20 protein-coding genes are annotated in these 26558 nt (G+C 63.6%); 11 read left to right on the top strand and 9 right to left on the bottom strand.

What is annotated here, in order from left to right:
* The first annotated feature begins 261 nt into the window (after positions 1 to 261).
* On the top strand, positions 262 to 2028 hold the full coding sequence (locus N688_RS17075) for a DUF2079 domain-containing protein (RefSeq protein WP_052890410.1): 1767 nt from the start codon (positions 262 to 264) through the stop codon (positions 2026 to 2028).
* A gap of 154 nt (positions 2029 to 2182) precedes the next feature.
* The gene (locus N688_RS17070) at positions 2183 to 2863 is read left to right on the top strand and encodes a GntR family transcriptional regulator (protein WP_052890409.1); all 681 of its coding nucleotides are present in this window, start codon (positions 2183 to 2185) and stop codon (positions 2861 to 2863) included.
* 114 nt (positions 2864 to 2977) lie between these two features.
* Here N688_RS17070 and N688_RS17065 read toward each other — a convergent pair whose 3' ends face one another.
* Positions 2978 to 4354, bottom strand: coding sequence for an MFS transporter (locus N688_RS17065; RefSeq protein ID WP_202901953.1), 1377 nt, complete (start codon positions 4352 to 4354; stop codon positions 2978 to 2980).
* A 351-nt stretch (positions 4355 to 4705) separates the two neighbouring features.
* Between N688_RS17065 and N688_RS23400 the strand changes: the two genes are divergently transcribed.
* Positions 4706 to 4864, top strand: a complete 159-nt coding sequence (locus N688_RS23400) for a DUF5679 domain-containing protein (protein ID WP_052890408.1) — start codon at positions 4706 to 4708, stop codon at positions 4862 to 4864.
* Between the two features lie 271 nt (positions 4865 to 5135).
* Here N688_RS23400 and N688_RS17055 read toward each other — a convergent pair whose 3' ends face one another.
* The 7 genes from N688_RS17055 to N688_RS17030 form a co-directional block, all read right to left on the bottom strand.
* Entirely contained in the window at positions 5136 to 5678 is a 543-nt protein-coding gene (locus tag N688_RS17055; protein ID WP_052890407.1) for a VOC family protein, read from the bottom strand.
* A 191-nt stretch (positions 5679 to 5869) separates the two neighbouring features.
* Positions 5870 to 6919 carry an SMP-30/gluconolactonase/LRE family protein gene (locus N688_RS17050; protein WP_052890406.1) on the bottom strand — a complete coding sequence of 350 codons (1050 nt, stop codon included), beginning with the start codon at positions 6917 to 6919 and terminating at the stop codon, positions 5870 to 5872.
* Positions 6920 to 6958: 39 nt separating this feature from the next.
* Positions 6959 to 7996: a fumarylacetoacetate hydrolase family protein gene (locus N688_RS17045; RefSeq protein WP_052890405.1), complete on the bottom strand. Its 1038-nt coding sequence runs from the start codon at positions 7994 to 7996 to the stop codon at positions 6959 to 6961.
* Between the two features lie 3 nt (positions 7997 to 7999).
* Positions 8000 to 8329 (bottom strand): putative quinol monooxygenase, encoded by a 330-nt coding sequence (locus tag N688_RS17040; protein WP_052890404.1) that lies wholly within the window; start codon positions 8327 to 8329, stop codon positions 8000 to 8002.
* 119 nt (positions 8330 to 8448) lie between these two features.
* Entirely contained in the window at positions 8449 to 9450 is a 1002-nt protein-coding gene (locus N688_RS17035; protein WP_052890403.1) for an NAD-dependent epimerase/dehydratase family protein, read from the bottom strand.
* Positions 9451 to 9491: 41 nt separating this feature from the next.
* Positions 9492 to 9719, bottom strand: coding sequence for a hypothetical protein (locus N688_RS22970; protein ID WP_156025482.1), 228 nt, complete (start codon positions 9717 to 9719; stop codon positions 9492 to 9494).
* 234 nt (positions 9720 to 9953) lie between these two features.
* The gene (locus N688_RS17030) at positions 9954 to 13772 is read right to left on the bottom strand and encodes a WD40 domain-containing protein (RefSeq protein WP_052890402.1); all 3819 of its coding nucleotides are present in this window, start codon (positions 13770 to 13772) and stop codon (positions 9954 to 9956) included.
* Between the two features lie 610 nt (positions 13773 to 14382).
* Here N688_RS17030 and N688_RS17020 point away from each other — a divergent pair.
* The 3 genes from N688_RS17020 (at position 14383) to N688_RS17010 (ending at position 17722) form a co-directional block, all read left to right on the top strand.
* The gene (locus N688_RS17020) at positions 14383 to 15414 is read left to right on the top strand and encodes a VOC family protein (RefSeq protein ID WP_052890400.1); all 1032 of its coding nucleotides are present in this window, start codon (positions 14383 to 14385) and stop codon (positions 15412 to 15414) included.
* 53 nt (positions 15415 to 15467) lie between these two features.
* Entirely contained in the window at positions 15468 to 16607 is a 1140-nt protein-coding gene (locus tag N688_RS17015) for an FAD-dependent oxidoreductase (protein ID WP_052890399.1), read from the top strand.
* 113 nt (positions 16608 to 16720) lie between these two features.
* Positions 16721 to 17722, top strand: coding sequence for an amidohydrolase family protein (locus N688_RS17010; RefSeq protein ID WP_052890398.1), 1002 nt, complete (start codon positions 16721 to 16723; stop codon positions 17720 to 17722).
* Between the two features lie 312 nt (positions 17723 to 18034).
* Here N688_RS17010 and N688_RS17005 read toward each other — a convergent pair whose 3' ends face one another.
* Positions 18035 to 19447: an FAD-binding oxidoreductase gene (locus N688_RS17005; RefSeq protein ID WP_081838947.1), complete on the bottom strand. Its 1413-nt coding sequence runs from the start codon at positions 19445 to 19447 to the stop codon at positions 18035 to 18037.
* An 849-nt stretch (positions 19448 to 20296) separates the two neighbouring features.
* On the opposite strand from N688_RS17005, the gene N688_RS17000 reads away from it, so the two are divergent.
* The 5 genes from N688_RS17000 (at position 20297) to N688_RS16980 (ending at position 26539) form a co-directional block, all read left to right on the top strand.
* Entirely contained in the window at positions 20297 to 21058 is a 762-nt protein-coding gene (locus tag N688_RS17000; protein WP_052890397.1) for an SDR family NAD(P)-dependent oxidoreductase, read from the top strand.
* Between the two features lie 174 nt (positions 21059 to 21232).
* Positions 21233 to 22933, top strand: coding sequence for an ATP-binding cassette domain-containing protein (locus N688_RS16995; protein ID WP_052890396.1), 1701 nt, complete (start codon positions 21233 to 21235; stop codon positions 22931 to 22933).
* A gap of 210 nt (positions 22934 to 23143) precedes the next feature.
* Complete coding sequence (locus N688_RS16990) at positions 23144 to 24358, top strand: amino acid ABC transporter substrate-binding protein (protein ID WP_052890395.1); 1215 nt, start codon at positions 23144 to 23146, stop codon at positions 24356 to 24358.
* A gap of 226 nt (positions 24359 to 24584) precedes the next feature.
* Positions 24585 to 25454: a branched-chain amino acid ABC transporter permease gene (locus tag N688_RS16985; protein WP_052890394.1), complete on the top strand. Its 870-nt coding sequence runs from the start codon at positions 24585 to 24587 to the stop codon at positions 25452 to 25454.
* The gene (locus N688_RS16980) at positions 25451 to 26539 is read left to right on the top strand and encodes a branched-chain amino acid ABC transporter permease (protein ID WP_052890393.1); all 1089 of its coding nucleotides are present in this window, start codon (positions 25451 to 25453) and stop codon (positions 26537 to 26539) included. Before N688_RS16985 ends, N688_RS16980 begins: the two co-directional genes overlap by 4 nt.
* Positions 26540 to 26558: the final 19 nt, after the last annotated feature.

Here is a 26558-nt window from a genome sequence, read left to right as displayed (position 1 = left end):
TGATACTCAAGACACAAAATGAAAATCAGTATCTCAATCATGATCAATAAATTGACAAGGAGAGGAAGGAGATCGAGGAGAAGGACCGATGAAATTGGCTGGCTCGTCTCTGGAAGGATTAGCCAAACGTCCTGGAGACTGGCCTATTGAAAAGATTCATGCTATCATAGCAGAGCCAATCGTCTGGAAAAGAGGCCTTTCCCAGTCAGCTCGCCTTCATTGCAAGAGGCCTCGCTTTGATCCCCTTGAGAGTTCTGGACTATGAACAAAATTGGCAAGTGGCTCCATCTGACACTGCGGCGCTGGAGGGTAGTCTGGAGGAAGGAACTCTATCCCCCCCCTGAACCGCTGCCACGGGGACGCGCCTTCTGGTTGGCCCTGGGCCTGGTTGTGTTGGCGATGCTCGCCTACAGCATCTATTTCATCATCTTTGTAACCAGCAAGCAGGATGCTTTTGCCACCAATGGCGAAGACCTGGGCATCATGGACCAGGCTATCTGGAATACGTTGCATGGTTCCCTGCTGCACCAGACCATCTGTAATATCCTGACCGATACCAACTGCTATGGTCTTGAGGGTATCAACCGCTTCGCCATTCACTATGAGCCGATTCTCTTTTTAATTGCCCCTCTCTATCTTTTTTGGGCTGATCCGAAAACGTTGCTGATTCTCCAGGTCCTGGTAGTGGCCACAGGAGCGCTGCCGGCTTTCTGGCTGGCTCGCCTGCGCCTGCGCAGCGATCTGGCCGCTGTCCCTTTCGCCCTGCTCTATCTCCTCTACCCTGCGCAGCAGTATGCGGTCGACTATGATTTCCACGCCGTGACGCTGACGCTCTCCTTGCTCCTCTTCGCGCTCTACTTTATGTATACCCAGCGCAACGGCTGGTTTCTGGCCTTTGCCATTCTCTCCCTGGCCTGTAAGGAGGAGATCGCCGGGATCATTGCCCTGTTGGGGCTGTGGATGGCTATCTTCCAACGTCGCTGGCGAGTTGGCCTGATCGTCTTCGGGCTGGCGGTTGGCTGGACCGCTATCGGCCTGCTGGTTGTCCACTACGCTAGTCCTGTTGGTCACTCGCTGCTGGCCTCGCGCTGGTCGGAGTATGGTGACTCGCCGCTAGAGGTAGCGCTGACGATTCTGCGGCACCCGCTGCAGGTTGTGCGCGAGCACGTACTGGAGCCGCAGCATCGTCTCTATCTGGAGAAGCTCCTGACGCCGGCGGGCTACTTGCCCTTGCTGGCTCCCTGGGTCCTGGTATTAGCCTCGCCGACTCTGGCTCTCAACCTGCTCAGCTCCTCGCCCAACATGTACAGTGGGCGCTATCAATACAATGCGGAGATCGTGCCCATCCTCATTTTCGCCACTATCGAGGCAACGGTCCTGCTCCTCTGGCTCCTCCGCCGCTCTCTCGATCTTGGCAGGTCCCTATTCTTCCAGCGTGCGGCCTCTGCTCAGGGTTCAGCCTCCCCTGCTGGCAGCCTCCAGGGTGAGGAGCCTCCTGCCTGGTCCTCCTGGCCAGGGGCACGGCGCGCCCCTGGCGCGGGCTGGCAGCTCTGGCCTGTCCTGCGCGCTCTCTTCCTGCTGCTCCTGCTGAGCTATGTGATGGTGCACGCCGTGAAGGCAACCGCGCGCTACGATGTCTACAGCGCCATGCCCTATGCCGCGGGCTTTATCTGGCCTGCCCAGGATGCCCACGACCGCCTCGCCTATCATTTTCTGCAGGAGATTCCTCCCGACGCCTCCGTCTCAACGCAGACGATGCTGGTCCCCCACCTGAGCGAGCGGCAGAGCATCTATCTCTTCCCCTATGGGGCTGGCTACGCCGACTATATCCTGCTCAATGCTCCCGGCTACTATTATCCCTTCAAGACCTATGCTGACTATGAACATACGGTCGACGCCGTCCTCAGTGGTGGGGAGTATGGTGTGATCGATATGCAGGACGGCTATATCTTGCTCAAAAAGGGGGCCGCCTCTACGGCCAATGAGCAGGCGGCGCGCATGGTAGCTCACTATCGCCACACAGATTGAGGGGCTTTTGCTCAAAGGGCGTCTGGCCCTGCCTCTCCGCCTTGACGCCCTTTTTCTCCCTGACCTATACTAATCAATAATCGATTGTGCCTCTTTGTAGGTGAGGAGCAGCGTCCCGGAATACGGGGCCAATTTTTGCAGGATTTCCACACCGATGAATATACGTACACCCATTCTTGGCCGGCGCGTTTTGCGCGAGGATATCAAAGAATTTCTTATCGATGCCATCGTCAAAGGCCAGTATCGGCCTGGGGAGCGCATTGTGGAGAGCCGCGTGGCCCAAGAGCTGGGCGTGAGCCAGGGGCCAGTACGGGAGGCGCTGCGCGACCTGGAGCTGCTCGGCTTCGTGGTCAGTTCGCCCTATCGTGGCACGCAGGTGCGCAAGGTCTCGCGGCGCGACCTGCTTGAACTCTATCCCATTCGTGCCGCCCTGGAGGGAGTGGCAGCCCGCGCGGCAGCGATGCGCATCGACAAGGCGACGCTGCGCCAGCTGGAGGAGCTGCTCGCTGAGATGCGCGATGCTGCCGTGCGCAACGAACTACATGCCCAGACGGCGGCCAATATTGCTTTTCACCGCCTGATTGTACAGGCGGCGGGTAACCGCCTGTTGTTGCAGTACTGGGACAGCATGCAGCTCTACACGACGACCTTCGTGACGGTGGCGATCGCACAGCGCACGCCCCAGGAGCTGGCCGAGCGCCATCAGGTCATCATCGAGGCCCTGCGGGACCGTGATCCAGAACGGGCTGAGCAGGTGATGCGGCGTCATATCGAGGAGGCCGGCGAATGGTTGCGGGCGGCACCGTCCTCCGAAGAGCAAGCAGGGGAGGAGTGAGATCGGGCCTGTCGGCCTGCAGTCAAGGACCTGGCCCAGGTCAGCGGACAGGTTCGCCCTCGTCGCTATCGGCACGGAGAGAGAGGGCGAGCCTGTCCGCTGATGCTGCTGTGCTCAGAGCTGGCGCTGGGCCGCGGTCTCTTCCTGTACCTCTGCAGCGATCTGGCCAGCAAGCTGCTCGGCTGGCTGGCCCTGGCCTTCGGGGGCGAGCGGGCCAAGGCGGCGTATCTCGGGCCAGATCAAGGCCACACAGAGCACCACCAGGATGGTGCCCAGACCGCCACCGGAGACGGCGATGACGGGACCGAAGAGCTGAGCGGCCAGACCCGACTCAAAGCCACCCAGCTTGTTGGAGGCGGCGATGAAGATGGTATTGACCGCCGCCACGCGCCCACGCATGTGGTCCGGCGTGCGCGTCATCAGCAGGGTGCCGCGAATGACTACGCTGATGTTGTCGAGTCCGCCCAGGATGAAGAGCATGAGCAGCGAGAGCCAGAAGGAGCGCGAAAGACCAAAGATGATGGTGGCCAGGCCAAAGCCGGCCACCGCTAGCAGGAGAGTGCGCCCGGCTCGCTGAAAGGGCGGGAGGTGGGCCAGCAGGAAGGCCACACAGACGGCGCCGATCGATGGAGCAGCCTGGAGCCAGCCCAGACCAGTGGGACCGACCTGCAGGATGTCGCGCGCGTAGATCGGCAGCAGGCTGGTGGCGCCACCGAAGAGAACGGCAAAGAGGTCGAGCGTGATGGCTGCTAGAATGATCTGGCTACGCCGCAAGAAGCGCAGGCCCTCGGCTAGCGAGCGCAGGGTCCCCTCCTTGCTCTGCTCGTCGCTCCGAGATGGCGCCGCTGGAGCCGGATGCAGGCGCAGCAGGGCCAGCAGGACGAGATAGAGACCAATGGCCAGGGCATTGAGACCGTAGACAGGCGTGGCGCCCTGGAAGAGAGCCACCAGGAAGCCACCCAGGGCCGGCCCAACGACTGACGCCAGCTGCCAGGCGCTGCTCTCCCAGGTGGCGGCGTTGGCGTAGAGGGCCGGTGGCAGGGTCTGGGGCAGGAGCGCCGCACTGGCCGGCTCGTTGAAGGCCGTGGCCGTGCCGATGATTAGCAGACAACCATAGATGAGCCAGAGCGGGCCGCGCTGCCAGGAGAGGAGCATCAGCTCCAGGGAGCAGAGGGCCAGGACAGCCTGCGCCAGCATGACCATGCGGCGCCGATTCAGACGGTCCGCCAGGTGGCCAGCTAGCAGCGAGAGGCAGAGCACGGGCACCACCTGCACCAGGCCAACTAGTCCCAGGGCCAATGCCGAGTGTGTGCGGTCGTATAGCTCCCAGCCAATGGCCACCGTGACCATCTGCTCGCCAATCGAAGAGAGAAAGATGCCAATAAAGAGCAGGCGAAAGTTGCGGTAGCGCAGGGCACGATAGGGGTCGTGGCGAGCCTGCGCGCCGCTAGAGGCTTCAGATATGCCTCGTTCTGGTTCAAGATCCCTCACAGACATTCCTCGTATCTTGCCGACAGTGACAGGAGAGTCACTTACCGCCTTTTATTTATAATAATATATGATTTTCTCTGTTTCTCTGGATATGAAGTGCGTTGTGCCTTTCTTTCTGCTGTGGCAGGCAGGCGGCAAGGCTCTGGATTTTACTATAGCACAGGGAGAGAGACACTTTGCATAGCCAATCCAGCCCTATGCTTTCGGGAAATGAACCAGAGAGAGTAATATTGTCGTGTACCTAGATAGCCTCTGTCCTTCGTGAAGTACGAGGGGCAGGGCACGATTAACTACCGTGACTGACGGTCGTTTGTCGTGTACATAAGCTTTAGACGGAAAGGAATGTAAGTTATGGCAGACATGGCGTATTGTGTCAAGTGCAAAGAGAAGCGGGAAATCAAGGATGCGCATCAGGTGACGATGAAGAATGGGCGGGCGGCGCTGCAGGGTACCTGTCCCGTCTGTGGCACGCGCCTGAACCGCATTCTGCCTGGCGCGAGCAAGAAATAAGGTCGCCGCAAGACCGGAGATCCTTCCTGTGGCGCGAAGCCGAGGGGGTGGTCTGACCGGTAGCCTCGCCGCCGCGTAGGAGGCCCTTGCCCCCGCCTGCTCTGCAGAGGCAAGGCTGCTGGGGGTAAGCAGCCGCCGACGCCGCGGCGGCGCTTGGTTAGGCTGCTCCCCACAGGAAGGTGGCTTTCCTCTCCCTCCATCGCCGCCTGATCGGTTGAATTCGGGAGTGATGCGGTCCGGTCTGCCGGTGGACCGCCGCGCTCTGGCCTGCCTAGAAGTCGCCGCGGCGGATGCGTTCGAAAAGGGCGCGATTCTCTTCGTCGAGGGTGACCAGCTCAAGGTAGGTGCCGCTGCTGGCCAGTGTATCGAGGAAGGCGAAGCGGGTGCCCTGGCCAGCGATCCCGCTCTCAATAATAGTCACCTTCTCTGTTCCCTCGGGGGCTGAGGCTCCCTGAAGGGCCCCCAGCACCTGCTCAAGGTCATCAACCTCCAGCCCCAGATGATGCACGCCTGGGCCGCGCTGGCGCAGGAACGCGGTCAGGCTGTTCTCTCCTTCGAGCGGTTGCATCAGCTCGATCTGCAGAGGACCGGCGTAGCCAAAGGCCACATGCTGGCGGCAGTAGGCCGGCTGTCCGCGATAGGTGTAAGCCCGAAACTGGATGTCTTCGATGACGAAGAAGCGGGGCACGCCGAGCGTCTCCTGAAAGAAGCGCTGGGCCTCGGCGAGATCGTTGACGGCGTAGGCAACCTGGAACCAGCGTGCGCCGGCTGCTGTCAATGCAGCGAGGGAGGGCGGTTTTTGCTGCCTGGACATAAGTGTTTGGCCTCTCTTCTTTATGATTATGATGATGCTGATAGGAGTAGGTAATGGCTCAGCTTTTGTGCTCGTATGCTTCTTTGTCCGGGCGCAAAGGAAAGCCAGGTCGGCTGCCGGGCCAGGCCAGAGGCGACCTGGCGTCCGGCGGCCTTCGCAGGCTCCTCTGTGCGCTGTGCCGGTGGCTTTGCTTAGTGCCAATGGATCATTGGCAGGCCGGGAACCGGGCTGCGGAAATAGGGGATAGTGGTTCCGCGCAGGCTGCCGAGATAGACGGTGCGCAGGTCTGGCCCGCCGAAGGTCAGGCTAGCCAGCCAGGGGGCGATGGTGCCGTGGGTGGCCGCCAGGATCTCGGGGGTCAGCGTGTGGCTCTCGTAGTGGGCGAAGAGGCGCGCCTGCGTCTCGGGATGGCTATCGTCGAGCAGGGTCAGGACCTCGCCCTCTGGCGTAATGGCGATGAGCTGGTCGGTAAAGATCAGCGTCACCCAGAGATTACCGTAGGCATCGAAGGCGAAGCCATCCGGGAAGCCGGGCAGGCGTGAGGGACCGTAGATCTCGCGATCGGTCAGGGAGCCGTCGGGTTGGACGCGCAGGCGGCTGATGCGCCAGGCCGTGCTTTCGACAACGTAGAGCCACTCCTCGCGCGCGTCGAGGCGGATTTCATTGGTCCCGCAGAAGCCCTCGGCGACAATGCGGATGCCATGCTCGTCGATGAGGGCGATGTAGCCATCGGCGGTGCGTGTGTTGAGCTGGTTGGTCCAGGGGTGCTCGCGGGTATTGACGCTGAGCCAGATACGATTTTTGCTGTCGCGCAGAACGAAGTTGGCCTTACCCAGCGGCTGGCCGTCGATCTCGCGGTAGAGGGTGCGCAGGCGCCCGTCGCGCGTCATGATCTCGACGGCGTCGGTCCCCCAATTAGCGATGATGATATCGCCGTTCTCGGCGAAGGCCAGGCCGTTGGGCAGCGATCCCTGAGCCTGGACATAGCGCTCTTCGAAGCTGGTGCCGTCCTCCTGTGCCTGGGTCGGCTCCGCGTCTGGCGCGCGCTCGACCACGGGCAAAATGAGCTGCTGGCTGCCGTCAGGGTTGATGCGCATGACGCCGCCGCGGGCATCGGCGGCCCAGAGGGTGCCATCTCGCTCGGCCAGGATGCACTCCGGGCGCTGCAGATCATGGCCGATGGTGCGGATGCTGTGGCGATCGACCCGCCAGTCTTTGAGTGGGTTGGCTGAGGACACCATGCTGCTGCTCTCCTTTGCCTGGGTCTGGTCCGGCGGCCTTTAGCTGTCGCTCTCCTCCTCGGCGATGCAGCGGTTGCGCTGGGTGCCGAGGCCGCTGATACTGCCTTCTAGCACGTCGCCGGGCTGGAGGAAGCGCTGGTAGTGCATGCCGTTGCCGCGCGGCGAGCCAGTGCAGATCAGGTCGCCGGGCCAGAGCTGCACGTAGTGAGAGATGTACTCGATCAGGCGGGCGACGCCGAAGATCATGTCATCGCTCCCCTCGTCCTGCATGACCTGGCCGTTCAGTTTGAGGGTCAGGTGGAGCTGTTGGGGATCGGGCACGAAGCTGGCTGGCACGAGAAAAGGCCCGGTCGGAAGGAAGCCCGGCGGGCATTTGCTGCGCAGCCAGTCGCTGCCGATGGCCTGCAGATCGGGACGGTAGACGCGATCTCGACAGGTCAGATCGTTGACGATGGTGTAGCCGGCGACGTAGGCCAGCGCCTCCTCGCGCTTAACGCGGCGTGCGGGTCGTCCGATCACGACGCCTAGCTCTAGCTCCCAGTCCGGTTGCGTGCTGTCGGCAGGCAGAGGAATGGGATCGTAGGGGCCAGTGATGGCCGATGGGATTTTGGTGAAGACGTAGGGGATGCCGTTGGCGATGCGGGCATCCATGATGCGCTCGGCCAGGGCGCGGCGCTCGGCCTCGTCGCGGGTGTCGTGGGCGCCGTGACCCTGGGCGGTGGCCAGCTCGATGACGTGCTGACGATAGTTGGCGCCGGCACAGAAGATCTGACGTGGGTAGAGGATTGGTGCGTGAACATGGACGGCTGCCAGCGGGAGCCAGTGCTGGTCGGAGATGACTGCGGCGGCGGCTGGCTCAGCCAGGACCTCGACGACTCGCTGCAGGGCGGCCAGGTTGCGCTCCCACTGCTGCAACAGACCCAGGACACTCCCGTCGTCGCTCAGGGGCTGGCCGAGGCGCTCGCAAAGTGGCTGCAGGGCGTGGACGGCGATCACGCGCTCATCCAAAACCAGGCCCGCAAATGGCGGGCAGCCGGCGATAGAAAAGGAACCGAGGGCAAAAAATCGGGTGCTCATCTGCTACTCGCCTGCTCTCTGCTCTGTGGAGGCTGGAGGCTGACCAACGACCAGTGTATAGAGGTCGCGCTCGCGTTTCTCGAGCAGCGGCAGAATGGTCCCTTCAACAAGCTGGCGGTAGTGCTCCGTTTCGCGATGCTGCTGCAGGGCAGCCTCGTCGACATACTGCTCATAGAGCAGGAACTGATCGGGGTGCTCCTGCGAGCGGCAGGCGTGATAGAGCAAGCAACCTGGCTCACTGGCAGCGACCCGGGGCGCCATCTGTTTGAGGGCGGCCTCGATGGCGTCGCCCTGGCCTGGCTTGCCATAGTAACGTGCCACAAGCACAATCATCAGCGCTTCTCTTCCTTTCTCGTCTACAAACTGCTTCGAGTGGGGAAGCTCCTGGCCTTCCCGCACTGGCGTGGTTGGGCTGCTGGAGAGCTTCAGCGCAGCGGCCGCTTAGTTGCCGCTTAGTTGCCGGCGCTGCCTTCCTGTAGGGAGCGCTCGTTGATCTCACCGCCTGCGACTCGTTCGCGGAAGAGGGCCAGCGTGGCGGCGATGCCCTCGCGCAGCGGCGTCTGCGGTGGCTCGCCGATGACGTGGCTCAGGGCCTCGGCGGAATAGGCCTCGGGTGAAGGAAAGGCCGGCTCGGCGAAGGTAATCAGGCCACGGCTCTCGGGCAGCAGTTCCTCGATGAGGGTGACGATCTCGCTCATGTGGGCGACGGTCCCATGCAGATTGAAGACCTCGGCGCCCTCGAAAGGGGCGCGTGTGCAGGCAATGAAGGTTTTGGCCACATCATCGGCGTATTGAAACTCGCCCCGTCCCCCAAAGGGAATGTGGAAGGGTTGCCCCAGTACAGCGGCCAGGATGGCCCGCGTAGGAGCCGAGGTCAGGCCCTGGTCGCGGCCTGGGCCGTAGACGGTCGCCGGGCGCAGGCCGATGCTGGTAAGGCCGTGCTCCTGCCAGTAGATGCGCGCCGTGCCCTCGTTGGCTTGTTTGAAGACGCCGTAGAGCGAGTGAGGGCGCAGTGGCGTATCGTGCTGGACAAGGCCGCTCGGGCCGCCGGCCTTGGGATCGTAGACGGCCACGGAGGAGGCGTAGACGATGCGCCGGACCTGGTCCGTCCGGCGGCGGCAGGCCTCGAAGACGTTGACGGTGCCGACGACGTTGACGCGCGCCCCCAGCGGGGGATTGGCCCGTACAGCGGGCATCTGGAGCGCGGCCAGATGGATGACGTGGGTGATCCCATAGTGATCAATGACCTGCTCCACGACTGCCAGCTCGCTGAGGTCGCCTTGAACGAAGGTGACCTGGGCCAGCTCCTCGGGGGCCATAATCAGCTTGAGTCGCCGCCTGTCCTGGCCCAGGTCAAAAGCGACCACGGGGGTGCCTTCGCGCACAAGGTTGCGCACGATCCAGGCCCCGATGCAGCCCAGGGCCCCGGTGACAAGAAAGCGTTCTTGGGCCATGCTCGCTCTGTTCCTCCTCTGCTGCCTACCGCTTCGCTTCGCTAGCGTGGTGAACAGTCTCTGCCTGTCGACTGGTGCTCGGCGCTGTGCCCGGTCGCCGAGGGGACGCCGCCCGTAGCGCCGGCCCCTGGGGCGCTGCCGAACGGGGGAGAGGCGCCCAGGAGCCATGCGGCACGGGACCGCTCCAGGGGAGCGAGAGCGGCAGGAACGCCACCAACGACGACGGTGACCCGCAAGCAGCGCAGGCCCGGGCACAGTCCACAGAGCACCAGCCATCTGTTCCTCCACTCTGCTGCTCAGTGTAACTGGACCGGGGTCAGAGTTCACTACCGTTCGCTTCCGTTTTCGCTTTTCCGGTTGCTTCCGGTCCACTGGACGCTTCCGCCGCGCTCCTGCAACGCCAGTGGAGAAGAGACCAGCTCAGCCGCGGTGGCTGCCTTGCATGAAGAAGGAAGGAAGGAAGGAAAGGAAAAAAGCGCGGGGCCACCAGGGAGCGCCCACACTTAGCTTGAGGGAGTAGGCGGTGTGGGCGGCGTTGCCTCGCTGCCTCCTTCGCAGGCGCCCAGGGCTTTGAGGGAGGCTTTCTGTGCCTCGCTGAGGCCGCGCACATGGCGAATGCTCATCCCCTCGTAGGGGCGCTCGCTCCGCAGGACGTAGAGGCAGGCCCCAGTTTTGGCCTGGGAGACGAAAATCACGCCGTCGTCATCGCCGCTGGCGAGCAGCTCGCCGTCAGTGCTGAAGGCCACCGACCAGACCTGGCCACGGTGGCGGGCAAACGCCTGCTCGCAGAGGTGGTAGCTCAGGCCGTCGATCTGGCCCAGGCGCAGGCTATGCTCATCGCCGCTGGCGAGCAGGCGCGCATCGGGACTAAAGGCAATTGCCCGAAACCAGGTGAGCGCCCCCTGGCCGGGCCAGCGCTGGCAGCGGTAGCCGCTGCTTACTTCCCAGAGACTGAGGCTGCCGTCGTTGCTGCTGCTCAACAGAAAGCGGCCATCGCTGCTGAAGGTCAGGGCGCCGATAGGGCTGGCCTCGCCCTGCAGTGTCCGCAGACAGCGCCCACTGGCGACCTCCCACAACTTGATCTCGCCGTCGTTATCGCCGCTAGCGAGGAGGCTGCCATCGGGGTTGAAGGCCAGCGACCAGACCATCGAGCTATGACCGTGGAGAGTCTTCAGGCAAGCGGCCTGGCCCTCGCGGCTCAGGTCCCAGAGCTGGACGGTGCGATCGTGGCTCCCGCTGGCAAGCAGCTGACCGTCGGGAGCGAGCGCCAGGGACCAGATGACGGCGCTATGGCCATGCCAGGTTTGCAGGCAGTGTGTTGTCCCTTCCTGCTCCTGCTCGCTCAGAGACCAGAGACGGATCGCCTGGTCGTCGCCGCTGCTGATAAAGGTCTGGCTGTCGCGGAAGAGGATCGACCAGATCGGGCCGGCATGGCCCTGGAAAGCGCGCAGGCAGCGGGCCTGGCCGCCAGGCTCCAGGAGCCAGAGGCGGAGCAGCCCGTTATCGTCTCCGTGCACCAGGTAGCGCCCATCAGGGCTGAAGGCCATCGAGCGGGCCACGCTGCTGTGGCCCTGCAAGGTACGCAGGCACTTGCCGCTCTCCACATCCCAGAGCTTGACCTTGCCGCTGTAGGAGACGCTGATCAGCAGGCCGGCGGGACCGAAGGCCACCGCGCTCACAAAGGTAGAGTGTCCGTGCAGAATGCGCAGCCGCTGGGCCTCGCCGTTCAATTGCCAGATCTCGACCGCGCCGTCGTCGCAGCCGCTGGCCAGCAGCGTTCCCTCGGGATTAAAGGCGATGGTGGCCGCGCGCGTCGTATGCAGGCGCAGCGTGGCCAGAAGGTGCCCGCTGGTCATGTCCCAGAGATTGACCAGGCCATCTTCGCCACCGCTGGCGAACAGCTCGCCCTGTGGGTGGAAGGCGACCGCCATGATATCGCCGCTGTGACCGCGCAGAATGCGTAAGCAGGCGCCCGACTGAACCTCCCAGAGGCGCACCGTTTCATCATTGCCGCTGCTTACCAGGAACCGACCATCGGGGCTGAAAGCCAGATCCCAGACGGGTCCGATGTGGCCATAGAGCACCTTCAGGCAGCGGCCCGTCTCGATCTCCCACAGGCGAATCGTCTGGTCCATGCCGCTGCTGGCGAGCAGGCGCCCGTCAGGACTAAAGGCCACGGCGCGCACCCATTTCTCGTGGCCCTGGAAGAGACGAAAACATTGCCCCCGCTCCTCGCCGCTGACGTGCCAGAGCTTCACGCTGCGGTCATAGCCCCCGCTGGCGAGCAGGCGCCCATCGGGGCTAAAGGCCAGGGCCCAGGCCATGCGACTATGGCCGCGCAGCGTCAATAGCGGGCGCCCTTCCGTCAGGTGCCAGAGGCGAATCTGCCCGCTGAAGCTGCCCACAGCCAACAGGTGCCCGTCGGGGCTGAGAGTAAGTGAGGCGATGCTCTCAACCGGCTCCGTGAAGAGCGAGTCGCTCAGCCAGGCGGCAGCAAAACTGGCCCGCTGGGCCTCTATGCCCTGCAGATAAGCCTGACGCACGGCCAGGCCAGAAAAATCCTTGTCACGGACATGGCCATTCAGCGTGGCCACTAAATTGACCAGATTGCCTCCACCATAGCCCTGGGCCGTGTAGGGCAGCCCGCGCAGGCTACCCGCCAGAGCCATCAGCCGCTCCTCCAGCCGCTGCTCGTCGCCGCAGAAGGAGAGCAGACGCTCTAGCAGCGGCTGCAGCAGCATACGCATCTGACTCTCACGGATATAGTCCTGGCTGTTGGCCTTCATCAGCGCGTGCGAGAGCAAGAGCCGGGGGCGCTCCTGCAGGATCTCGTTGCAGACTTCCTCGACCAGACGCTCGCTGACATATTCCATCACCACCGGCTGCAGCGTAAAAATCGCCCCCTGCTCGGCGCGTTCCACTAGACAGCGCCAGCGCAGAGACTTAAGCGCGGCCAGCAACTCGCGCCGCGAGACCGCTCCTAGCAGGTCCTGGCTTAGCTCCTCTAGCGGGACCATCTCGCGCTCGATGGCCAGCCAGTACATCAGGTCGCGCTCCAGAGGTGAGAGGCGCTCGAACTGGTAGTCGAGCAACTGACGCACCGTGTGAAGCAGCATCGGCCCCTCGCGCAAGAAGGCCTCGATCTGGCCGCCAAAGACCTCCTGCACAGTAGCGGCGGCAATCTTCAGCGCCAGGGGATTGCCGGCGTAGTGGCGTACCAGCTCGTCCCAGGCGTGCGGCGTGCCTGAGAGGCGGCGCTCCTCTAGCAGCTGCTGAATAGCCTCACGCTCCAAACCGAACAGCTTCAGGACGCGCACCGGCGAGAGCGGTCCCTCCAACGGCTCTAGCTCGCCGGGCAGCTCGCGGCTGGTTACCAATAGACAGCTCTGATGCGTGCACTCCGCCACCTGACGAAGCAGGCGGCCATAGCCTTCGTAGCCTTCGCGATAGCGTCCCTCAAAGCTGCCAGACTGCAGCAAGGTCTCCATGTTATCAAAGATCAGCAGGCAGCGTCGCTTACGCAGCTGATCGAGCAGCAGGGTCATGCGTCCTTCGAGCTGAGATGGCAGCGCCAGACCCTGCTGCTGAGTCAGGGCCTGAATGCAATCGGCCAGCAGCTCATCGAGCGGGGGAGCATTGCGCAGCGAGCGCCAGAGGATCAGCTCGAAGCGGGGCGCTACCTGTTGAGCGAAACGCACCGCCAGGGTGGTCTTGCCGATGCCGCCCATGCCGAGGACAACGACCAGGCGGCAATGGTCGGAGAGCAGCCAGCGCTCCAGGGTGGCCAGCTCCTGCTGTCGGCCATAGAACGCCGAAGCGTCGGGGGCCTCGCCCCACTCAGCGTGTGCCTCGGTCGTCGGCTGAGGGACGGAGGCCGAGCGTGCGAGCTGAGCCGGGAGCGGTCCAGTGGGGACAGTGGCCGACTCTTCAGGAGGGGTCGGAGCCGGGGCAAAGGCAGAAGAAGAGGGGCGGAGATGAGCGGGCACGCGACGCTGAGTCTGGAGTAGCTCCTCAAACCACAGCTCATCGAAGGGGATCGAACGCCGGGCAGCGCTCTCGGCAGCCTGATGCCAGAGCGTACGGGCCTCGTCGCGCGCGTGCTCCTCATGGAAAGCGCCGTAATGCCAATAGATCTCGATGAGCTTCTTCAGATTCTCGCTCGTAGGGAAGGCCGTGCCGCCCTCCCAGTGACGGATCGTGCGCTCTGACACTCCGAGCATGGTCGCGATCTCAGCCTGTGTCAGGCCGGCCTTCTCGCGCAGCGTGAGTGCCAGCAGACCGAAGCGGTCGTCTTTGAGCTTATACCGACGGTGATGGCCCACGGCGTCGTGCTCCCAAATCGATGTCCTTCCATCTTTCAGTATCCTCTTGTGGACAGAGCGCAGCGGGTGCTTTCCCTCACCGGAAGCAACCGGAAAGGGAAAAGCGGAAGCGAGTGGTAGTGATCTTTCCCCCGCCCTTCGCTACACTGTGAGCGAGTCTGGCGAACGGGAGGGAGGAACGGACAGATCGCTCTACCAGACACAGCCTTCGGTCAGATGAGGCGCCAGGTGCGATGCCCGTCGTTTGCAAATGAGCAGGCAGGCTCTTTCACAGCGTTGTGAGAGGCATGACGGGCACTCTGCAGCGTCCTGGCTGTTATGGTAGCACAGAACTGGTTGAGCGTCAATCAAGAGCGGCGCCTCTTCTGCTTATATGCTTGCTTGCTTGACTGCGGATCGAAGCCAGCTCTACCGTTGGTGGCAGCGACTGGCAGGCAGACGAACGGACAGACAGGCACTTATTGGGACCCGGGCCGGAGGGTGCCGATGTGGGCTGGTGCCGATCGCGTCGGCGCTGCTCCTGGGGGAGACGAACGAGGCCGCGCCGGACGTCATGCTGCTGCTACCGCTGTTGGTGCTATCGACCACCCAATGAGGAGAGAACGAGACCATGAGCAAACATTTGCTTGCCCACCTGGCCCATGTGGAGATCATGACCCCTGCATTGGAGGACTCTCTGCGCTTCTTCACGGAGGTGATGGGGATGGAGCTGAGCGAGCGGGTTGGGGACTCCTGCTACCTGCGCTGCTGGGGAGAGTTCTATCATCACAGTCTGGTGCTCACCGCTGGAGAGCAGCCGGCCCTGGGCCATATCGGCTGGCGTACCTGGGGGCCGGAAGAGCTAGAGCAAGCCGTCAAGGAGATCGAAGCGGCTGGCCAGCAAGGTCAATGGATCGAGCGCGGCCCGGGGCATGGCCCAGCCTATCGCTTCCGGGGTCCTGGTGGCCATCTCAACGAAGTCTTCTGGGAGGTAGATCGCTACAGCGCGCCGCCCGAGCTGCGCTCAACCTATCCCGCTCGCCCGCAGCGCTTCACCGGGCGTGGCGTGGCTCCGCGCCAGATCGACCACGTCACTGTGGCTTCACTCGACGTCATGCGAGACACCCACTGGTACTGCGACACCCTCGGCTTCCGCTTCATGGAATATACCGTTCCTGACGAGATGCCAGAGATCGTTGTCTTCACGCAGATCACCACCAACGAGAAGTCGCACGATCTCGGTTTTGTCGCCGACTTCTCGGGTATCGCGGGCCGTGTCAACCATGTGGCCTTCTTCCTCCCGGAGATCAAGGACCTGCTGCGGGCCACCGACATCCTGCTGGAGGCTGGGCTGAGCATGGAGTATGGTCCCGGCCAGCACGGTATGGGCGAGCAATACTATCTCTACTTCCGCGAGCCGGGCGGCATGCGTATCGAGCTGAACTCGGGCGGCTATCGCAACTACATTCCGGACTGGGAGCCGGTGCGCTGGGTGCCCTCGCAGGGATCGAACACCATGTACCGCAACGCCGCCATGCCCGACTCGATGACGGAGTCCTTCCCACTGGCGCCGGGCGGCTCCTTCCCCGAGCCGGCGGCCACCGGGGGCACACAGATCGATCCCGATCTGGTCAATCCTTTCCGTCGGCGCGGGCGTGGCTAGCCAGCTCGCTCGGGCGGTGGGAGAATCCTCAGCGAAAGATGGAGTGTCCTACGATGGACAAAAGCGCGCAGAAGATATTGATTGTCGGCGGCGGCATCGCCGGCCTGACGGCGGCAGTGGCGCTGCGCCAGATCGGCTGCGACGTCGAGGTCGTCGAGCTTAATCCCCAGTGGTCCGTCTATGGGGTGGGGATCATCCAGCAAGGTAATGCTCTGCGGGCCCTCGATCGCATTGGCCTGGCCGAAAAGTGCATTGCCGCCGGGCACCCGATGGGGGGTGTGCGCTTCTACGACCGCCAGGGGACCTTTCTCTTCGAGGTGCCCCAGCCTCAAATTGCGGGGCCGCGCTATCCTCCAGGGAATGGCCTCACGCGCTCCCGTCTGCACGCCATTCTACAGGACGCTGTGCGGCAGTCCGGCGCGGTGATCCGTCTGGGCCTGACGATAGCGACCCTGGCGCAGTCCGAGAGCGAGGTCTCGGTGACCTTCTCCGACGGCTCCTTTGCCAGCTACGACCTGGTGGTAGGGGCTGACGGCCTGAAGTCGCTGGTGCGCCGCCTGGTCTTTGGCTCGGAGTACCAGCCGACCTACGTGGGCCAGGTCTGCTGGCGCTGCAATGTGCCACGCTTGCCTGACGTTACGACGGGCTGGCTCTTCGAGGGTGGCCCTTACGGCAAGGCCGGCTTCATCCCCTTGGCTCCCGACTTGATGTACATTCTGTTGGTGGAGACGCCTCCTCCGGGACCGCCGCCGCGCTTTCCGCGCGAGTGCCTGCCGGCGGCCTATCGCGAGCGGCTCGCCCCTTTCGATGGGCCGGTGGCTCTGGTGCGCGATCGCTACATTACCGATGAGTCGGAGGTGATCTATCGGCCTTTCGAGACGCTGCTGCTGCCTTCGCCCTGGTATCGGGGGCGTGTGCTACTGATCGGCGATGCGGCTCATGCCATGACAGCCCATGTGGCGCAGGGGGCGGCGATGGCGATCGAGGATGCGATCGTCCTGGCTGAGGAGGTGGCGAGCGGCGACCCGCTGCCGCAGGCTCTGGATCGCTTTATGCAGCGGCGCTACGAGCGCTGCAAGGCCCTGGTCGAGATTTCGTCACAGCTGAGCCAGTGGGAGCGCGATCAGACGCCCGATGCCGACGTGGAGGGTCTGACGCGCCGCTCGTTCGAGATTGCCGCGACCCCCATCTGAGCGGCAAGGCGCCCACCGACAGACCCAATCACTGGCCCGCGGTGGGGCCTACCCGCTCGATGCTCAGGCTGGCTGGAACCGTGGTGCAGAGACTAACAGCAGACAGAGGCAGTATGATTATCGATTTCCATGCCCATTATCTGGCGCGTGAGCATCTCCAGATGCATGCTCGCGCTCCCGACGGGCGCATCCTGGGGGCCCGCTGGCGAGGGGAGGGTAAGGAAGCGATCCTGGAGACTGGCGGCATTCCTCTGGGCAGCGCCTGCCGCCCCGAGGATTTCTACGATCTCGATGCCCGTCTGGAGCTGCTGGCGACAACGGGCATCGATCTTCAGGTGCTGTCTCCTCCGCCCTTCATGGCCTTCTACGAGCTAGCGGGTGCAGAGGCGGCGCCCCTTCTGCGCGAGCAGAACGAGGCGATCGCCGCGGTCGTGCGTCGCTATCCGCGCTCCTTCCACGGTCTGGGCCTGGCCCCGCTGCAGGAGCCGGAGCGGGCCGCGGAAGAAATCGCCCATCTGATGGATCGGCTTCATCTAGCGGGAATCGAGATTCTGACGCGCGTCAATGCCTGGAATCTGGATGCGCCCGAGCTGGAACCGGTCTGGCAGGCTCTGGACGCCCGTCAGGCCCTGGTGCTCGTTCATCCCTTGGAAGTCCTGGGCTCCGAGCGCCTGACACGCTACTACCTGCGCAATCTGCTGGGGAATCCGGCGGAGACGGCCTTTGCCCTGGCTTCGTTGCTCTTCGGCGGCGTAGTGGAGCGCTATCCTCAGATCCGCTTTGTGGCAGCCCACGGCGGAGGGGTAGCTCCCTTTGTGGTGGGACGCTGGCAGCATGGGGCTCAGGTCCGGCCCGAGCTATCTCATCTGCATCAGACGCCGCTCGACCTGCTGCGACGTCTCTATGTCGATTCGCTGGTGCATGGGGCCGAGCCGCTGCGTTATCTGGTAACGCTGCTGGGAGCGGAGCGCGTGGTCCTTGGCACCGACCTGCCTTTCGATATGGGAACACGTGCCCCCACGGCCCTCTTTGGAGCAGCCCTGGCCCCGCAGGAGCGCCAGCAGATCTTGAGCGGTCACGCTGATCTGCTGCCCGCGCGCCCTGACCTGACCTGATTGGCTCTGAGCGAGCTGCCGAGCTGCAGACTCCCTTTCCCCTTCTGGTCCTCAGCGGACGGCGAACGGCTGCAGCAGGAGGTCAACCCGCCACGGCGGACGACTGGCCTTCCTGCTAAAGCCACGCCGTCCGCTCGCCGTTGCTAGAAGGTGCTCCTCTCCGTGCTCACCTGGCAGAACAGGCAGGCAGTAGAGGAAGAGAAGGATGGGGCTGGTCGGGCCAGAGAGAGGGGCGGGCGGCCCAGGTGGGCCACGACCAGCCGCCTTTCATGGGGCAAGGGGCTAAACGGTGCGGGCGCTACCCTGGTTCAGTCAGGACTGGCTCCAGGGATTGACGTTGATGGGGGTCTCGGGATGGATCAGATAGGAATGGAAGAGGCCCGTCGGATCGTAGCGAGCGCGCACGGCCTGCAGCCGCTGCCAGTGCTGCTCGTCCATAAAGCGCGCTGGGCGCGTGGTAAAGTCCGAATCGGCCAGAAAGAGACCCTCGCTGATCGGCTCGATGTGTCGCATCTGCTCGGCCAGCCAGCGACGGCAGCGGGCGTCATCCTCGGGCTGCTGCCAGACCACGTAACTGGCGAAATACACATCGGCCTGCAGCGAGAGGGCCATATCCGGCAGCGGGTGCAGGGGGGCCATGCCGAACCATAGCGAAAACGATTGCGCTGTGGGCAGGCTGACAAAGACCTCCCGCAGGGCGGGAATAGCCGTCGCCGCTGGCGCGTTGAGCCAGGCATTATCGACGGCGTAGCGGTGCTCTTTGGGATTGGCACGCCGCTGCTCGGCGTATTCCTCGGCCAGGGTTGTGGGAACCAGCACCTGCTCCAGCAGGGCGCGCGAGCGCGCCGGACAGCGCTCGAAGGGCGCCAGGGCCTCGCGCGCCTCGGCAGGCGTCTCGGCGAAGCTCAGGCCCTGAACCAGCAAGACCGGCGTGGCCTGGCTCGTCAGCTCGCCACCGCTGCCCATGCCCACGGCGACCACTTCGACGCTGGGAGCCAGCCGAGGATGCTCCTCATAGAGCCAGCCCATGACCTCGTCAAAGAGGGCGGCGGGATAGAAGAAGCTGCTGCGCGTTAAGGCCCCGGGCAGAGGACGCACTCGCAGATAGAAGCGCGTGACAATGGCAAAGAAGCCCGGACCGGCGCCGCGCGCTGCCCAGAGCAGGTCGGGATGATGCTCTGCGTCGGCGTGAACCAGCTCGCCGTCGGCAGTCACGGCGTCGATGGCCTCAATGCGCTGACAGGCCCAGCCCCAGCCACGGCAGTTCCAGCCCATGCCGCCCTGGAGCAGGAAGCCACCCAGGCCGACGTCGGGACAGTGACCGCCGGGAAACATCAGACCCTGCTGCGTCAGCAGACCATTCAGCTCGCTGCCCGTGATCGCTGGACTGACGCGCACGATGCCTGCCTCGCGGTCCAGTTCGATCTGACGCAGGCCACCCAGATCGATCAGCAGAGCCTCGTCGCGCAGGCTCCAGGCGGCCCAGCTATGGCCACCAGCGCGCACAGAGACCTTCAGGCCGTGCGCGCGCGCCAGACGAACCCCGGCCACGACATCATCTTCGCTGCTGGCTAACAGGATGGCGGCGGGATAGCGCTCAGGGCGGCGCCCGTTGAAGATACGCCCGCAGCGTGCCTCTTCGTAGCCGCTCTCCCCCCGCCAGAAAAGACGACCCTGCAGCCTCTCTGGCGTGCTGCCCCGCTCCCAGCTGTTCTGCTCGCTCATCGCCACCGCCTTTCTGGGTGCCTGCTCACCTGACAAGCGACTCTCACGGCTGCCCTCCAGAAATACTGTCCGCTCATAATGGCGTACTCTCCTCTCGGCTCCTCACCTTTACTCTTGGAGAGAATAGGCTTTCGTGTGTGTGTAGGTGTTTGCTTATGTGTGCCCGGCAAGGGCTGGCTGGGGCAGGCGGCTACCCGCCGGCCTCTGCGCTACCTTCCTCCCTCTTACCAGCTTCTCCCATGCGGGGAGAGGAGTAAGCCCGCACCAGGGGAAGGGGGAGAGGCGCGCGTCGGCGCAAGCTGTCTCGCCTGCCCTCAGTCATGCAGTGTAGCTGGCCAGGCCCAGGAAATCACTACCACTTGCTTCCGACTTTCTCTTCCGCTCGCTTCCCGGTGGCCAACTGAGGACGTGAGGCCCTCACATCATGGCCCTGCCGCCGTCGCCGGCCCGGGCGAGACCGACCAGGGCCCTCTAACGAAGGGCTATCCCAGCCGCTCAGCTCAAAGCAGTCCCCTCGCTGGGATCGTCCTGGAACAGCAGCGCGCTCAACCGGAAGCGACCGGAAAGGAAAAACGGAAGCGAGTGGTAGTGATTTTGTCCTACGCCTCTCCTACACTGCAGGAAAGACAGAGTCACAGGCAGGTCACAGGCCAGCCAGCGACGTCCATCGACCGGCAGGCCACCGGCTGCGATCAGTGCAAGCCTGGCCTGGCTCAGGGCAGTCGAGCCGCTTCCCCTGCCGCTGTCGGTGACGCGGCCTGGTGGTCTGTTGACCGACGGGGTCAGGAGCGGAGACCAAGCGGACGAGCGCCAACGAGTGAGCATGTGCCTGGGAGGAAGAGCACAACGATGAGCGGGCGACTCCAAGGAAAGGTAGCTATCATTACGGGAACAGCCAGCGGCCAGGGGCGCGTCGCGGCCCTGCGCTTTGCCGCCGAGGGCTGCAAAATTGTCGGCTGCGACCTCAACGTCGCCGGAGCCGAAGAAACTGTACGCCTGGTGCGCGAGGCCGGCGGAGAGATGGTCTCGCTGCAGCCGTGCGACCTGAGCGATCCCGAGCAGGCCCAGCACGTCGTAGAGCTGGCCGTCAAGACCTACGGCGGCTTCGACATTCTCTACAACAACGCCGGCACGGCCTGGATCGCGCCAATCGAACAGATGACGACCCGTATGTGGCAGGACACCCTGCGCAGCGAGCTAGATACGGTCTACTACATGTGTAAAGCCGCCTGGCCGCACCTCGTAGCCCGTGGCGGCGGCTCCATCATCAACGTCGGTTCCGTCTCTGCCAAATTCGGCAGCGAAGATGTACCTGGCCTGGCCCACGCCGCCAGCAAAGGCGCGGTCATTGCTATGACGCGCCAGCTCGCCGCCGAGGGAGGTAAATACGGCATCCGGGCCAACACCATTTCGCCTGCCCTCATACGTACGCCACAAACCGAATGGGCGATCAGCTCTGGCGCCCTCGACGGCATCATGCGTAAGCTGATGCTCAAACGAGTAGGCACACCCGAGGACGTAGTGCTCTGTGCCATCTACCTGGCCTCCGACGAAGCCTCATGGGTCACAGGGGCTGACTTCGCCGTCGATGGCGGGGCCAGCGCTTTCTAGGGTCAGGCGAGAGAGCCAGAGAGTAACCACACAAGCAGCTCATGGCAGCAACTGGCTCGCCGGCTCGCGCTGACGGATCGTCACAATCGGGCGAGCCGGCGAACAAGCGAGCCAGCCAGCTACTATCTCAATAGCAAGCAAACAAACTAGCAAGCCAAAAAGAGAGGGAGGGGCATGATGCAAGCAGCTTCCACTGTGGGAGGAGGCCCGCAGCAGGCCAACGAGGCCCCGCTGCTGGTGCTGCGTCATGTGACCAGGCGCTTCGGGGGGGTCACGGCCCTCAACGATATCAGCTTTGCAGTGCGCAGCGGCGAGCTGCTCGGCATCATTGGACCCAACGGAGCGGGCAAAAGCACCCTTCTGAGCCTCATTTCTGGGGCCCAGCGTGTCAGCGAGGGGGAAATCCTCTTCGCCGGGCAGCGTCTGGATCGTCTACCCGCGCACGCTATTGCCCGTCTTGGCATAGGGCGTGCCCATCAGATCCCCCGCCCCTTTGGGCGCATGACCGTTTTGCAAAACGTCTTGATTCCGGTTCACGCCCGGCGAAACGAGGACCCGGGCCGGCGACGCCTCAGCGACGACGCTGAGGAGATCCTGCGCCTCTGCGGCCTGCTCGACCGCAAAGATCGCCAGGCTGGCTCTCTGACCCTGCTCGACCTCAAGCGCCTGGAGCTGGCCCGCGCCCTGGCGCTGAGGCCGCGGCTGCTCCTGCTCGACGAGGTAGCCGCTGGCCTGGTGGGTCAGGAGATAGAGGAGATTACCCAGCTCATTGCCTCTATCCATGCCCGCGGCGTCACCATTATCCTTGTCGAGCACGTACAGGCCGTCGTGCGAGCCTTGGCCCACCGCGTCATCGTGCTCGACTGGGGGCGAAAAATCGCCGAAGGGCGGCCCGAGGAGATCGCCCGCCATCCCGAAGTGATCGCCGTCTATCTGGGTAGCGAGCAGGGAGAGCAAGCGCCGGCCCATCAGACCATGAGCGTGAGCGAGCCTGCGGCTGCAATGGCTGCAGCAAGAGAGAGCGACAGCAGACATACTCTCCCTTCTGCCCGAGCTACGTCGACGGCGGCGGTACGGCCTTCCCCGCCGCCGCTGCTCGACGTGCAACACCTGAGCGTCGACTACGGCAAGCTGCGCGCTCTGCGCTCGCTGGATTTCAGCGCTGGGACAGGGGAGATTGTGGCGGTGGTGGGAGCCAACGGAGCTGGCAAAACCACCCTCACCCAGGCCATCAGCGGCCTGGTACCCGTCAGCGAAGGTCGCATCCTCTTTGCCGGTCAGGAGATTACCCGCCTGCCGGCTCATCAGCGGTCCCGCCTGGGAATCGCTCTCTGTCACGAGGGAAGGCGGCTCTTCCGCGAGCAGACGGTTCGCGAGAACCTGGAGCTGGGCGCCGTCTACGCCACTCGTGGCGCGACTACCTCCTTTGCCCAGCGCCTGGAGCGAGTCTACGATCTCTTCCCGGTCCTGCGCGAGCGCGCCGGCAGCCAGGCGGGCCGTCTCTCGGGCGGCCAGCAGCAGATGGTCGCCATCGGGCGGGCGCTGATGGCGGAGCCGCGTCTGCTCTTGCTTGATGAGCTGTCGCTGGGCCTGGCGCCAGCCGTCGTCGACCAACTCTTTGCAGCCCTACCCCAAATTCTGGCCTGGGGGATCAGCGTCGTCCTCATCGAGCAGCATATCCAGCGCTCACTGGCAGTGGCCGACCGGGTCTACGTCCTGGAGCGAGGGCGCGTGGTCTTCTGCGGGACGCCGGACGAGGTGCGCGCCCACCCGGCGCTGCAGCAAGCCTATCTAGGCGTCGCGGCGGCCCCTGCCAGCCCTGCCGGCTCGCCAGCAACCAGCGAGCACGAGCAGCATCCTGTCTCGGGCTCCTGAGCCAGGTCGCGGGCCACCGCAGCCAGGTCGCACCTGCCACCTGCTGTGGCTCGCCAGTACCAGTCAAACAAGCAAGGAAAGAAAAGAAAGGATATCGGCAACAGGCGAACAAACCTACGAACGAGCGCCCACGCGAGCAAAGAAGGTCGCCAGCGTTCAGCGGCGAACGTCTCCGGTCGAGAGACAGACACTGCAGAGGAGGAGAAGTATATGAGCACAGTCTGTAAGGCAGCGCGGTCCTTATTTCTCATGGCCATGCTGGCCCTGAGCATGGTCGCCTGTGGTGGCACGGGTGGCTCCAGCAACCAGACGATTGTTATTGGGGCGACGCTGCCCTTAACAGGAGCGCTGGCCGCCGTCGGCGTCCTCCTGAAGGCCGGCTATCAGGCCGCCGTTGACGACATCAATGCCGCTGGAGGACTGGAGGTCAACGGACAGAAGTATCATGTCAACCTGGTGATTCTCGACAATACCTCCGATCCCAATACCGCTAGCAACCAGGCGACAACCCTCTATTTGCAGAATAACGCCGTGGCTCTCCTGGGACCATTCACGCCGCCGCTGGTCATCCCAGTCTCGCAGGTGGCCGAGCGTGTCAAGCGTCCCCTGATCTCAACTACGGCCCCCATTGAAGCCTGGCTCTCGGCGCGCCCTTCGGGCTGGCAGTATGCCTGGGATGTCTTCTTCGATGAGAAGCAACAGACCAGCATGAGCTTCCAGGTAGCCAACATGGTCAAGACCAATAAGCGCGTAGCTCTCTTCACCGATAACGAGGAAGATGGCGTGACGATGGGCAAGCTCTGGACCGAAGAGGCGCCGCAGTTCGGCTATACCATTGCCTACCGGGCAATCTTCCCCGTTGGCACCACCAATTTCTCTAGCCAGATTGCCGCCGCCAAGGCCGCCAATGCCGAGGTACTGATTACTCAGATGACGCCGCCCGATGCGATGGCCCTCTGGAAGCAGATGAAGGCCCTGGGCTACCATCCGACAATCGCCGAAAGCGAGAAAGGCTCTTCGACCACCACCTGGATGCAGGCTCTCGGGAACGTCGGCGAGGGCGCGCTCATTGCCAACTTCTGGTCTCGCTCCTTTAATTATCCTGGCAGCCAGGAGCTGGCGGCGCGGGCGCAAAAGGCCGGTATCAAGGCCACCATCGAGCAGGCCGGCTACATCATGGGTTACTCGATCACCCAGGTGCTCTTCGATGCCATCAAGCGCGCCGGCTCGACCGATCCCGAGGCCATCAATCGGGCCATTGGCCAGACAAACAAGACCTATCCTGTTGGCCCGATTCACTTTGGCAGCAATCACGCTGATCCCGTTCAGGCCATTATGCTCCAATGGCAGAACGGCGAGACGGTCCAGGTCTATCCACCGGTCTCCGGTGTGAGCCTGGAGGCGCCTGCCAAGGGCCTGGCCTGAGCAGGCCCAACCGACCAGACGAGCGACCGGCGGACGAACGCACGAACGTGGCGAGCGAGCCTGAGCAGATGCGCCCACAGTGCTCTGTTGCCCTACCATTTGGTTGCGTGAATGTCAGCGGGGCCGGGCTTGATCAAGAGCGATCAAGCCTGGTCCCGTCTGCCGCCGTGCTGTCCGTGCCGCTGCCGCTGTTTGTAGAGGGAAGGAAGGAAGGAGAGGGACCTGTATGGTGCTCTACCATCTGATCGATGGCTTTTTTCTCGGGGGCCTCTACGTGACCATCGCCCTTGGGCTGACGCTGGTCTTCGGCGTCATGAATACGGTCAATCTGGCTCAGGGCGAGGTCCTGATCGGCTCCGCCTACCTGACCTATACGCTCGCCAGCCTCACTCATCTTGACCCGCTACTCTGCCTGCTGTTGGTGGCCCCCATCATGTTCGTCATCGGCTACCTGGTGCAGCGCCTCTTGCTCAATCCGCTCATTCCCCGCGGGCAGGAGACGCTGCTGGTGGCGACCTTTGGCCTGCTGCTGGTAGCCGAGACGCTGTTTGGGCTGATCTACGGCAATAACACGCTCTCCTTGAGCGCCTCCTATACCCTGACGGGCGTTACTATCTTTGGCGATACCGTGCGCACTATCTATGTGATCGCCCTGGTGGCGGCCTTGTTCCTGGTGGTGGGAACCCATCTGTTGCTGACCTACCTGCCGCTGGGGAAGGCTATTCGGGCGGCGGCAGAAGATCCAGGGGCAGCGGCCTCAATTGGGATCAATGTGCCGCTGGTCTATGGGATCACCTTCGGTCTGGCGGCGGCCATTTCTGCCGTGGGCGGCACGCTGATTGGCCTCTCCTTCGGCTTCGGTCCGACAACCGGCTCTAGCTGGTTGCTGCGCAGCTTTACGGTGATCGTCCTGGGCGGTATGGGATCGCTTTGGGGCACGCTCCTCGGCGGCCTGCTTATTGGGGTGCTGGAAGAGGTGGCGGCCAGCATTGTCGGGCCACAGTTCCGCGATCTGATCGTCTTCGCTTTTCTGGTGATCGTTTTGATTGTGCGGCCCGAGGGCTTCTTTGGCCAGCGCGTGGGGGTGGCAAAATGAAGACCTCGCCTGCCTCCGCCGCTCGACTCGCCCCGGCTGCGACCTGGTGGCGCTCCCTGAGCCGTCTGGCTCCCTGGCTCGGCTGGGGTGTACTGGGGGTGCTGGTCCTCCTGGCCGCGCTGGGGCCCCTCTACTTGAGCGCTTTCGACCTGGTACTGGCCTTTACGCTCTTTAACTATATGACGATGGCCCAGTCCTGGAACCTGCTGGGCGGCTATGGCGGCCAGTTCTCGCTAGGTCATTCGCTCTTCGTGGGAGCTGGCTCCTATACCATTGCCGTGCTGCTGCTGCATAGCGGGCTGCCACTGCTGCTGGATCTCGTGCTGAGCGGTCTGCTGGCGGCGGCGCTGGCAACACTGGCAGCCCTCTTGCTGATGCGCCTGCGCGAGGCCTATTTCTCGATCGGCTCGCTCGGCCTGGCAATGGCGGCCCTGACCTGGATGCTCAACTGGTCCTTCACCGGCGCCACCAGCGGCCTCAATCTGCCGCCTGCCGCGACCCTGGATTATTCCACACTCTATTATCTGGCCCTCGGCTTGCTGGTCGCGACCACCCTGACAATCGTGCTTCTGGTGCGCAGTCCCTTCGGCCTGCGCCTGATGGCCATCCGCGACGATCAGGAGGCTGCCGCCGAGCTGGGCGTCAATAGTTTCCCGGTGAAGCTGGTGACCTTTGCCATCAGTGCCTTCTTTGTCGGGCTGGCCGGCGGACTGATCGCCCTCAATAAGCTGGAGATTGAGCCGGACTCGGCCTTCAGCATGAACTGGGTAATTACGATGATCATTATTACGATCATCGGCGGCATTGCCACCTCGACCGGGCCGCTGCTGGGAGCGGTGGTTTTCTTTACCCTGCAGCAGGTGCTGCAGAATTCGCAGGCCCTCAGCAGCCTGTTAACTGGCCTGCTGCTGATCCTGATTATTCGCCTGGCGCCCGAGGGACTCTGGCCACTGGCGCTCAAGCTGGGGCGCCGTCTGGGCGAGGCCCTGGTGAGCCGCTTAGATCGCAGTGGGTCAACGACGACGGCGACCGCTCTGGCTGCCGAGGAGGCCGTCAGAGGCCGCTCTACCCTGAGTGACGGCTAGCCTGATCGGCCCAGCGCAC

The organism is Thermogemmatispora carboxidivorans (assembly GCF_000702505.1).
GTDB lineage: Bacteria > Chloroflexota > Ktedonobacteria > Ktedonobacterales > Ktedonobacteraceae > Thermogemmatispora > Thermogemmatispora carboxidivorans.
This window is presented reverse-complemented; position numbering and strand designations above follow the sequence as displayed.

Bases quoted from the DNA above. Each gene is read 5' to 3' on its own strand.
- N688_RS16995 (WP_052890396.1), top strand. From the start codon at position 21,233: ATGATGCAAGCAGCTTCCACTGTGGGAGGAGGCCCGCAGCAGGCCAAC.
- N688_RS16985 (WP_052890394.1), top strand. From the start codon at position 24,585: ATGGTGCTCTACCATCTGATCGATGGCTTTTTTCTCGGGGGCCTCTAC.
- N688_RS17050 (WP_052890406.1), bottom strand. From the start codon at position 6,919: ATGGTGTCCTCAGCCAACCCACTCAAAGACTGGCGGGTCGATCGCCAC.
- N688_RS17020 (WP_052890400.1), top strand. From the start codon at position 14,383: ATGAGCAAACATTTGCTTGCCCACCTGGCCCATGTGGAGATCATGACC.
- N688_RS17010 (WP_052890398.1), top strand. From the start codon at position 16,721: ATGATTATCGATTTCCATGCCCATTATCTGGCGCGTGAGCATCTCCAG.
- N688_RS17005 (WP_081838947.1), bottom strand. From the start codon at position 19,447: ATGAGCGAGCAGAACAGCTGGGAGCGGGGCAGCACGCCAGAGAGGCTG.
- N688_RS17075 (WP_052890410.1), top strand. From the start codon at position 262: ATGAACAAAATTGGCAAGTGGCTCCATCTGACACTGCGGCGCTGGAGG.
- N688_RS17000 (WP_052890397.1), top strand. From the start codon at position 20,297: ATGAGCGGGCGACTCCAAGGAAAGGTAGCTATCATTACGGGAACAGCC.
- N688_RS23400 (WP_052890408.1), top strand. From the start codon at position 4,706: ATGGCAGACATGGCGTATTGTGTCAAGTGCAAAGAGAAGCGGGAAATC.
- N688_RS17055 (WP_052890407.1), bottom strand. From the start codon at position 5,678: ATGTCCAGGCAGCAAAAACCGCCCTCCCTCGCTGCATTGACAGCAGCC.
- N688_RS16980 (WP_052890393.1), top strand. From the start codon at position 25,451: ATGAAGACCTCGCCTGCCTCCGCCGCTCGACTCGCCCCGGCTGCGACC.
- N688_RS17070 (WP_052890409.1), top strand. From the start codon at position 2,183: ATGAATATACGTACACCCATTCTTGGCCGGCGCGTTTTGCGCGAGGAT.
- N688_RS17040 (WP_052890404.1), bottom strand. From the start codon at position 8,329: ATGATTGTGCTTGTGGCACGTTACTATGGCAAGCCAGGCCAGGGCGAC.
- N688_RS17035 (WP_052890403.1), bottom strand. From the start codon at position 9,450: ATGGCCCAAGAACGCTTTCTTGTCACCGGGGCCCTGGGCTGCATCGGG.
- N688_RS16990 (WP_052890395.1), top strand. From the start codon at position 23,144: ATGAGCACAGTCTGTAAGGCAGCGCGGTCCTTATTTCTCATGGCCATG.
- N688_RS17045 (WP_052890405.1), bottom strand. From the start codon at position 7,996: ATGAGCACCCGATTTTTTGCCCTCGGTTCCTTTTCTATCGCCGGCTGC.
- N688_RS17015 (WP_052890399.1), top strand. From the start codon at position 15,468: ATGGACAAAAGCGCGCAGAAGATATTGATTGTCGGCGGCGGCATCGCC.